8 protein-coding genes and 1 pseudogene are annotated in these 9230 nt (G+C 31.4%); 7 read left to right on the top strand and 2 right to left on the bottom strand.

The window, feature by feature from the left end:
* Window positions 1–62: 62 nt before the first annotated feature.
* Both RXO53_RS06725 and RXO53_RS06720 read left to right on the top strand, forming a co-directional pair.
* A complete protein-coding gene (locus tag RXO53_RS06725) occupies window positions 63–1394 on the top strand; it encodes an alkaline phosphatase family protein (RefSeq protein ID WP_410713470.1) in 1332 nt (443 codons plus the stop codon).
* Between the two features lie 53 nt (window positions 1395–1447).
* Window positions 1448–2464: a glycosyl transferase family 4 gene (locus tag RXO53_RS06720; RefSeq protein WP_410713469.1), complete on the top strand. Its 1017-nt coding sequence runs from the start codon at window positions 1448–1450 to the stop codon at window positions 2462–2464.
* Between the two features lie 17 nt (window positions 2465–2481).
* On the opposite strand, the gene RXO53_RS06715 is transcribed toward RXO53_RS06720, so the two are convergent.
* A complete protein-coding gene (locus RXO53_RS06715; protein WP_410713468.1) occupies window positions 2482–3153 on the bottom strand; it encodes a GNAT family N-acetyltransferase in 672 nt (223 codons plus the stop codon).
* A gap of 96 nt (window positions 3154–3249) precedes the next feature.
* On the opposite strand from RXO53_RS06715, the gene RXO53_RS06710 reads away from it, so the two are divergent.
* Window positions 3250–3519, top strand: a complete 270-nt coding sequence (locus RXO53_RS06710; protein ID WP_410713467.1) for a hypothetical protein — start codon at window positions 3250–3252, stop codon at window positions 3517–3519.
* 11 nt (window positions 3520–3530) lie between these two features.
* Here RXO53_RS06710 and RXO53_RS06705 read toward each other — a convergent pair whose 3' ends face one another.
* Window positions 3531–4451 (bottom strand): NAD-dependent epimerase/dehydratase family protein, encoded by a 921-nt coding sequence (locus RXO53_RS06705; RefSeq protein WP_410713466.1) that lies wholly within the window; start codon window positions 4449–4451, stop codon window positions 3531–3533.
* 345 nt (window positions 4452–4796) lie between these two features.
* Here RXO53_RS06705 and RXO53_RS06700 point away from each other — a divergent pair, with 345 nt between their 5' ends.
* The 4 genes and pseudogenes from RXO53_RS06700 to RXO53_RS06685 form a co-directional block, all read left to right on the top strand.
* Entirely contained in the window at window positions 4797–4946 is a 150-nt protein-coding gene (locus RXO53_RS06700; RefSeq protein WP_410713465.1) for a hypothetical protein, read from the top strand.
* Between the two features lie 180 nt (window positions 4947–5126).
* The gene (locus RXO53_RS06695; RefSeq protein ID WP_410713464.1) at window positions 5127–7763 is read left to right on the top strand and encodes an ABC transporter substrate-binding protein; all 2637 of its coding nucleotides are present in this window, start codon (window positions 5127–5129) and stop codon (window positions 7761–7763) included.
* 51 nt (window positions 7764–7814) lie between these two features.
* Entirely contained in the window at window positions 7815–8870 is a 1056-nt protein-coding gene (locus RXO53_RS06690) for an ABC transporter permease (protein WP_410713463.1), read from the top strand.
* Window positions 8871–8872: 2 nt separating this feature from the next.
* Window positions 8873–9230, top strand: a pseudogene (locus RXO53_RS06685) (ABC transporter permease); the annotation flags it as partial.

Genomic DNA, 9230 nt, shown 5'->3' with positions numbered 1-9230 from the left:
TAAACCTAAATAAATATATTTTTTATTTTTTTCTTTTCTTTTTGGTGTGTAGTTTGAGAAAGGTGTTTGTATTAGGCTTGGATTCATTGCCGCCTAGAGTTTTATATGAGAACTATGGAGAAGGATTAGAATTTATAAGACAATTGACAAAAGAATCATCGAATTATTTGATGAAGACTTGTCATCCGCCAATAACAGTTCCTGCATGGATTTCTATGTTTACTGGAAAAACACCTGGAGAATTGGGTATATATGGTTTTAGGCATAGGAAGCCTGGAACTTTTGATTCATATATAGTAAATTCTAATGATGTCAAAGAAAAGGCAATATGGGATGAGCTAGCAAAATTTAATATTAAAACGGGATTGTTTGGAGTACCGCCAACATATCCGCCAAAGCCTATTAATGGTTTTATGGTTACTGATTTTAATACTCCTGGCAAAGAAAAACCATATACTTTTCCACCTTGGTTAAAAGGTGAAATAGAAAACAAACTTAACGAACCACCAATATTTGACGTTGTTTATAGGACGGAAAACAGAGATAAGGCATATTCAGATTTAATGGAAATGATAGATAATCACCAAAGAATTCTTAACTATTTAACAAAAAAAGCTTGGGACCTCTTTATTTATGTTGAAATAGGTGTTGATAGAGCTCACCATATGTTCTGGAAATATTTTGATAATACGCATCCAAGGTATGAATACCATGAAAAGTTCAGCAATGCAATACCAAATGTTTATAAAAAAATAGATAATTGGTTTTCAAACTTAATTAAGGAGTTACCAAAGGATACTATTTACGTTATAGTAAGCGATCACGGAACTAAAAGCATGAAAGGATCATATCCAATAAATCAATGGTTAATTCAACAGGAATTTTTGAAAATTAAAAAGGAAACAAAAGAAGGAGAAGACTTATCTCCAGATAACATAGATTGGAATGAAACAAAAGTTTGGGCATGGGGTGGATATTATTCTAGGTTTTTCTTTAATGTTAAGGGAAGAGAGCCATATGGAATTTTAGGTAAAGAAGAGGTAGAAGATTTAATAAAGGATTTGAAAAAATCTATATCAAAAATTAAGGGGCCAAAAGGTGAACAATGGAAAAACGATGCATATACTCCTCAAGAGATTTATCCTGAAATAAAAGGAGATGCACCAGATTTAACAGTTTATTTAGATGATTTAAATTGGAGACCTATTGGGACTATAGGTTATAAAAACATGTATTTAGATAAAAATGATAAAGGGCCAGATGATTCCATGCATGATTGGTATGGAGTATTTTCAATATATGATCCAGAAGGTACAATAGAAAAGGGGTATAAAGGAGTTATAGAAATAAATAGGATTAAAAATGTTTTAGAGGAATTAATTTTGGGAAAATGATTGTTAACCGGGGAGTTAACAATTAGCTTAAATTTTAGCCTATTTTTATTTATATGGGAGAAAATTTGATAGGGATACCATTAGCAATAATATCATCTTTAATATCTTTTTTCGCGACATTAATTATAATTAGATCTTGGATTAGAATAGCTAAAAGACAGGGATTAGTAGGTAAAGATATAAACAAAATAGATAAGCCCGAAGTAGCTGAAGCTGGTGGAATTTGGGTTGTAATATCTTCAATATTTGGTCTTCTATTATTTGAAGCAATTTACGTTTTCACTCAAAACAAGTATTTCGATTTACTTTATTTTTATTCAATAATTATTCTATTAGTTTTATCATCTTTTTTAGGATTTATGGACGATATTTTGGGTTGGAAAAAAGGAGTACCGCAATATATAAGGATACTGGCTATGATACCAATAGCTTTACCATTAATGATAGCAAAATACAATTCTTATATATTATCAATACCTTTTTTTAATAGAATTTATTTAGGTATTTTATATCCTTTAATTATAATTCCTATAGGAGTTTTGGGAGCAAGCAATGCTTTCAATATGATAGCGGGTTATAATGGCTTAGAAGTAGGTAATGCTATAATTTTATTATCATTTACGATGATTTTTGGATTAATTAAAGGAATAGGCATTGTTGTTTATGTAAGCATAATATTAATGGGGGCTTTGATAGCTTTCTTAATTTACAATTGGTATCCAGCAAAAGTATTCCCAGGAAACACTTTTACATATGCTATTGGAGCTTTGTATGCTGGTATGATAATATTAGGGGATATACCTAAGTTCGGCTTAACAATGTTTTTCTTATATTATATTGAATTAATTTTATTTATAAGGGGTCTTTTTCATGGGGTTTATAAGGAGAACTTTGGAAAAGTTAAAGGCGATTCTTTAGAGCCACCTTATGAGAGGTCTTACAGCATAACGCATTTAGCAATAAAGGCATTAATTAAGATAAGGGGGAAAGCAACTGAAAGGGGTGTAGTGATTTTTATTTTTATACTTCAAATCCTTGTTGGTATAATTTCGCTCATTTTATATGTATAAAAAAGCTGAAGTTAAATTTATGCTATGTTAGTTAATCTTAATTCAAATACTATGAAACCTTCTGAATTTGAAGAAAAGTTACTGCTCATATGTCTAATATTTTCTAAATATCCACTAACTAAAAATGGGGGAGTTGTTTCTAATATTGTCAATTCACCGTTTGAATATATTTTTCCAGAGTACTTATTTATCGGATACCACACCCAATCGTCTACATATCCTTTAACATTTTTTAAACTAACTTTTACTTCTTTTAGTTTAAATTCGTTTATTAACTGTTTAAAATCGTATATTTTTCCTTCTATGTAATAAAACCTATCTATCTCCTTAAATCCTAATGCTTTAGCAAGCTGTACTGAAGGTACATTTTTCTCGTTTGCTGCTAATCTAAATATTTTCTTTGGGCTTAATTCCATAGCTTTTTTAGCTAATGCCTTTCCGACCCCTTTTCTCCTTATTTCTTGTTTTACCCTAATCCCTTCAAACCATGTAAAGTCTTCAAACACTCTTGCATGTATTATACCAAGAATATCGCCATCGCTAACAGCTTTTATAAAAAGTCCATCTTTTATCCATCTATCAAAATAATCAGGTATATAATCCCCCCATACCCAAGTATTTTCAGTAAGCTTGTTTATTTTGTCCCTATCTTCAGGTACTACTTTTTCAAACCTGATTGCTTGAAACAATTTTTATCCCCATTATAATGTATACTAACTTGTTCAAATATTTATATGAGAAAAGTTTATAAATTTCGTATCGAATAATAGATACGGGTGAGAAAAATGGGTTGGGGTAGAAACTGTTGGCATGGAGGAAATTTAAGCATGTATCCAGGTAACGGACCTTTTAATTATTTACCACCATGGGAAAGACCAGGCTTTTATTTAAGGTATGGATATTATCCGCTGGCGTTTCAAAGCCTTCAATTATCAAAAGAAGATAAAATAATATGGCTTGAAAGCTTAAAGAGCAATTTGGAAAATGCAAAGAGTAATATAGAAAAGCAATTAAATGAAATTAACAATTTAATAGAAAACCTAAAGAAGAGCTAAAAATAAATTTTTTAAGATAAAGCTAAATTAATATAATTTATAGTATTTTTTAAACCTTCCATTAAACTATAATGCGGTTCCCAATTAAGTTCTTTTTTTGCTTTATCAATTTTTGCAACGCTTTTCTTTATATCGTTTTTCCTAGGTTCATCGTGAATCGGCTTTATATTTTTACCTAATATTTTTTCTATAGTATCTAGCAATTCATTTATACTTGTTTCTTTTCCAGTACCAATATTGTATATGCCATTAATTTTTAATTTAATTGCATTAATAAATGCGTTGGTAACATCTTTTACGTATATGAAGTCCCTTGTATTTGTGCCATCACCATGAATAATTGGTGTTTCATTTTTTAAAAGCTTTTCAATAAATATTTGTATTACTCCCGCATAAGGTCCTTTTTTCATTTTTGGCCCGTAAACATTAAAGAGTCTTAAAGCTGAGCCTTTTAATCCATATTCTTTAACATAAGATAGAAGAATTTCTTCTTCTATTAGTTTAGTAAATCCGTATAGATTAATGGGTTTTTTCTCATCACTTTCATCAATAGGCACAATATCTTTTTCCCCATAAACTGCTGCACTGCTTGCTATAGTTATATATGCATCTAATTTTCTTGCTAATTCCAATACATTATATGTACCATTTACATTCACTTCTAATCCTCTCAAAGGATTTTCTCTTACTTCATCTACACTAACAATAGCTGCTAAATGAACTATGCTGACTTCTTCTCCTTTGAATTTTTCCAAAAATTCAATTTCTTTGTATTTTGAAACATCACTAATAATTAAATTAGCCTTTTCTTTTAAATTGTATTTTGATCCGGAAGATAAGTTGTCTATAACCAATACTTCATCTTTTTTTTCTAATAGATCCTCTAATAAATTGCTTCCTATGAATCCTGCTCCTCCAGTAACTATTATCATTTTATCCCCAGTTTTAGAGTTAATGAAAAATCTTTAAACTCTTTTATAAGTTTAAAACTATGAAAACAACGGCTACATTAACTACAAATTCTTTGTTACAACCGCAAAGAATAACTGTTGTAATGTATAGCGGCGGAAGAGCTTTTTTTTAAAAAAAAAACGTAATTCCTATGTTCGAAAAAGAATATCCTAACATTAAAGTAAATTTAATTACCTAATCCCTATTCTCAATGTTTTTCAGCGGTTTCTACTGCATTTCAAGCTGGTTCTAATCAATATGATAAAGAGAACTACAAGCCCTTTCTAGGGGCTGGGTAAAGTTTTTTTAAGTTTAGAAACTTAAAATTGAGACAGCTGCTAAAGGGGTATGCGTCACTGAAATATGAGTATGCATCTACCCCAACTAACAAGTGTAATAAAATAGGGTTACAGGCCGATCAACTCTTAAGGCATGAGGAGCGGGAGCCGATTTCTCCTGATCGGCTTGGGGGATAATAGAGTAGCACCCGTAAAAGGGGTGTAACCCTTAAGACCTCAGGGAATTCCCGCCCTAAAGGGCGGGGAGGAGGTCAGAAAAGATAATTAATAAATACTCAAATGAATTTAGAGCAGGATCATATAAATATAAATACCTTATTTATATATAAAAAATTGGACATATGGGGTGTGCTTTTAGTGAAAAAGATTTTGATAGGAGTCTTGTTAGGGATAATGTTAGTAAGCTTCTTAACGCCGTATACATTTATAAATACAAGGGCTTCAAATACCCAATACCCGAGGCTAAAACAAATAACGTTTATATCATATAATGGTAACGATTTAAACGGCATTGAAGCATTTGCAACAGGAAGTATAGATATGTACACATTTCCAGTTCCACCTTTTAAGATAACCACCAGTTTACCAACTAATGTTAGCACTTATATAATGCCAATAGCATTTTATGACGTATTACTAAACCCTGTAAATACATCATGGGGATTTAATCCATTTATGTTTCAACCTGTTAGGTATGCCATGAATTATATAGTTGATAGGAGCTATTTTGTTAACAACATATTAGGGGGCTATGGGGTTCCAACAGTTAGTCCTTATGCTGGGCAATACGAAGGATTAATGACAGCTAATGCAACAGCTCCTTATATAGATATACACTATAATTTAACTTATGCAAATGAAACTATATATAAAACATTGACCCAGCATGGGGCACAATATATAAATGGTTTATGGTATTATAATGGAAAACCTATTACAATATATTTATTTGTTAGAACTGATACCATTGTTAGACAGGCATATGCTACCCAATACCTTGAAAAAGTTCTACAACAATTAGGATTTACTGTTCAAGAAGTTACAGGCGATTTATCAAAGCAAAATACAATAATATATGGAAGCGATCCTCACAATTCAACATGGAGTATTGCTGTTGAATCTTGGTCTGGAGGGTATAGTTATTACGATTACGGTTTACCTATTGAGTTTTTAGCACCAATCTTTGGGGCAATGCCAGCATCAAGCAACTTTGAGTATGGTCTATCAATGGGACTTTTTAACGATACACAATACGAAGAACCATCATTAGTAAATACTCTAACCAAAATAGATAACATTTCATGGCAATTATATACTACTAATTTTAATAACTCAAAACAGTATTATAATATGCTTAGCGAATTAGTATCTTTAGGAATTAACGACTCAATAAGAGTATTTTTAGCGGAATCAGAAATACCTATATATGGTAATCCTTCTCTACAGGGAGTATTGCCATCAATTTATTATGGTGATATATTAAATACTCCAAACTATATGACTATGACAACACCCACAGGTACTGCAACAATAGGGGTTAGATATTTATCTCAAGGTGCAATGAATCCAGGTTTAGGATTTACTGATGCATATTCTGTCTCATTAGCATATGGGTTAATTTACCCGCTATCTGAAGCTGGTCCAAATGGATATGCAGTGCCAACTGGAGTTATCCTGAAAGTAGTTAATGCTTCTAATGTATCTAATATACCAGTTCCTACAAGTGCGTTAGTATTTAATACATCAACAATGGAGATACAGCATGTAGAGCCAAATACTACAGCAGAGCTTAGCATTATAGCTAATTTTGCTCCATTATTAAATAATGATAAATTTGCTGACAATCAAAGCATAACATTGGCTGATATTCTCTATATTTATATAGAAGCTCAAAAGATGCTTTCACCCAATAGCTCTATAACTGATCCAGCAGTCCAAGGATTTTATTCATCTGCTGCATACCCTGCAGTTACTGGATTTAAGGTGCTTAATTCAACGGCAATACAAATATGGGGAGATGTTAAATTCTTTGATCCCTTGGCAGCTGCTGAAACATTATTAGGCGATTTCTTACCTTTAGGCGGCTATAGCCCAGCAAGTGTATTTCCATGGCAAGAATATGAGGCAATGAACGCTGTAGTATCAAATGGTTTGGCTGCATGGGATAAGCCAACAGCACATCAAAAAGGAATTGATTGGTTAAGTATCGTTAGTCCAACAGATGTATCAAATATGTTATCCGCTTTAAAGAATTTATCATCAAATAATTACATATCAAAAGAACTATTGGAGGTACAGAATTTAAGCGGTATAACGATAATAAATGAAACTGAAGCTAAGATGGGATATAATGCACTAATAAACTTCATAAATAAATATGGAAACGCATTTGTAAGTGATGGTCCCTTCATTTTAACAAGCTATAGTCAAACTTCAGGAGGAGCGGTCGTTGTTAGAAATCCAAACTTTAATTTATCATTACCAAGTAGTGTTTTATTAACTCCTATGTTATATGCATTAAAGTTTTCAGTTCCTTCAATAGTATATTCAGGACAAACCTTGTCAGGCCAAGTAATAGAAACGCCTGACGGTTCAGCAGTAACAAGTCCTGCACCAAATGTCATTGTGTATGCTCAATTAATTAGCCAGAACGGCACATTAATAAGGGTTTATAATGTGACAACAGATTCTCAAGGCGGTTTTTCATTTGTGTTGCCAAATAATTTGAATGGAAAATATTATTTAAGAATATTTACTTATACGTATCAAAACATCTTTATGGACCCAACGGTATATACTTTATTGGTTGTTCCATCAACCACAACAACTACTCCACCACCTACAACAACATCAACAACAACATCAACCACAACAACTACTCCACCACCTACAACAACAAAACCATCATCAATGACAACAACAATAGTAGTAACAGTAACAGTTATCGTAATAGTCATAATTATAGCGGCTGTATTAATGGTAAGAAGAAAGTAGATTTTTTAAATATATAAACCTTTTTTATATTTTTATTTAAGGGGGGTTCATTTGGGGTATAAGTCTTATTTAGCTAAAGAAATAATTATTTATATAACAGTATTAATAGCAGCAATGAGCCTATTGTATGTATTAACTTATCCAATTATTCAGAAAGTTTTAATTGCAACAGTAGAAACAGAAGCAGCAGCATATAAACAAGCAATAATAAAGCGTTCAGCTGGTAATATAAATTTGACAAACTTAAATATTAAAGTGCAATTATATCAGAAACAACTCATGAGTTCATATGGATTAAATCAACCTTTTTATTTAAAGTATTTAGTTCAGATGAAAAATTTGTTAACTTTTAATTTTGGTAATGCATATTTTTTAACATCTCCAACAGGTAGCTCAAAAGTTTATGCTATTATAGCAGCTTATTTACCTTATACAATAATTCTTTTTACAACTGGAACATTAATAGTTATATTATTTGGAACTTTAATAGGGCTTTTATCTGCAAGATATGCTGGCAGTATTTGGGATAAAATAGTCCCGACAATAGCTGTTATTCACTCAAGTTTGCCAACTTGGTGGCTTGGTTTTCTATTAATAGCAGCTCTTGCTTATGGAATTAGAATATTTCCACCTGGTGGTATAACATCAATTCCACCACCTAAAGGATTCTTGGCTTATAGTATAAATATGATGTATCATATGGCGTTACCTCTTTTAGCGTTTTTTATAGTAAATGTTGGAGGTTTTGCATATGTAATAAGAAGTTTGGTTATTAGTATAACAAAGGAAGATTTTGTTATGACAGCTAAAGCAAGAGGTCTTTCAGATTCTAGGATTTTATACAGGCATATACTAAGAACGGCATCACCATCTATATCTACTCAAGTTGCATTAGCAATTGCAGGATCTTTTGCGGGAGGATTAACTACAGAAATTGTGTTTAATTGGCACGGTGTAGGATGGCTTACTTATGTTGCAATATTAATGAATGATTTACCAGTTATTCTAGGGATTAACTTTGTTTTAACTGTAATTCTTTTGTTAGCATTGTTTATAAATGAAATTATTAAGGGTTATTTAGACCCAAGAATTAAAGCTGGTGAATAAGCTTGGCAGCAGAAACTGGGATAAAACTATATTTAAATACTATATTAAAAAACAAATCAGGCTTAATAGGATTATTAATGATAATAATATTTGTCGCTTTATCAATATATGCAGTTACGGCATATAGTAATGTAAATAATGAATGGAAAAATGGCATGTACTGGGAAAGCTATCCAAAAAATGCGATGCCATATTGGATGTCTTATTTTAATCCTCAAAAAATATTTGGAACTGAAACGTTAACAACAAAGCCTAGTTTATTATATTCATCAAGTAATTATTATATATATCAGCTAAACTATAACTTTACTTGGTCTAAAAATAAACCTCCAACTGATGTTATTTTTTATATTAAATCCA

The organism is Caldisphaera sp., from assembly GCF_046536515.1.
Lineage (GTDB): Archaea > Thermoproteota > Thermoprotei_A > Sulfolobales > Acidilobaceae > Caldisphaera.
This window is presented reverse-complemented; position numbering and strand designations above follow the sequence as displayed.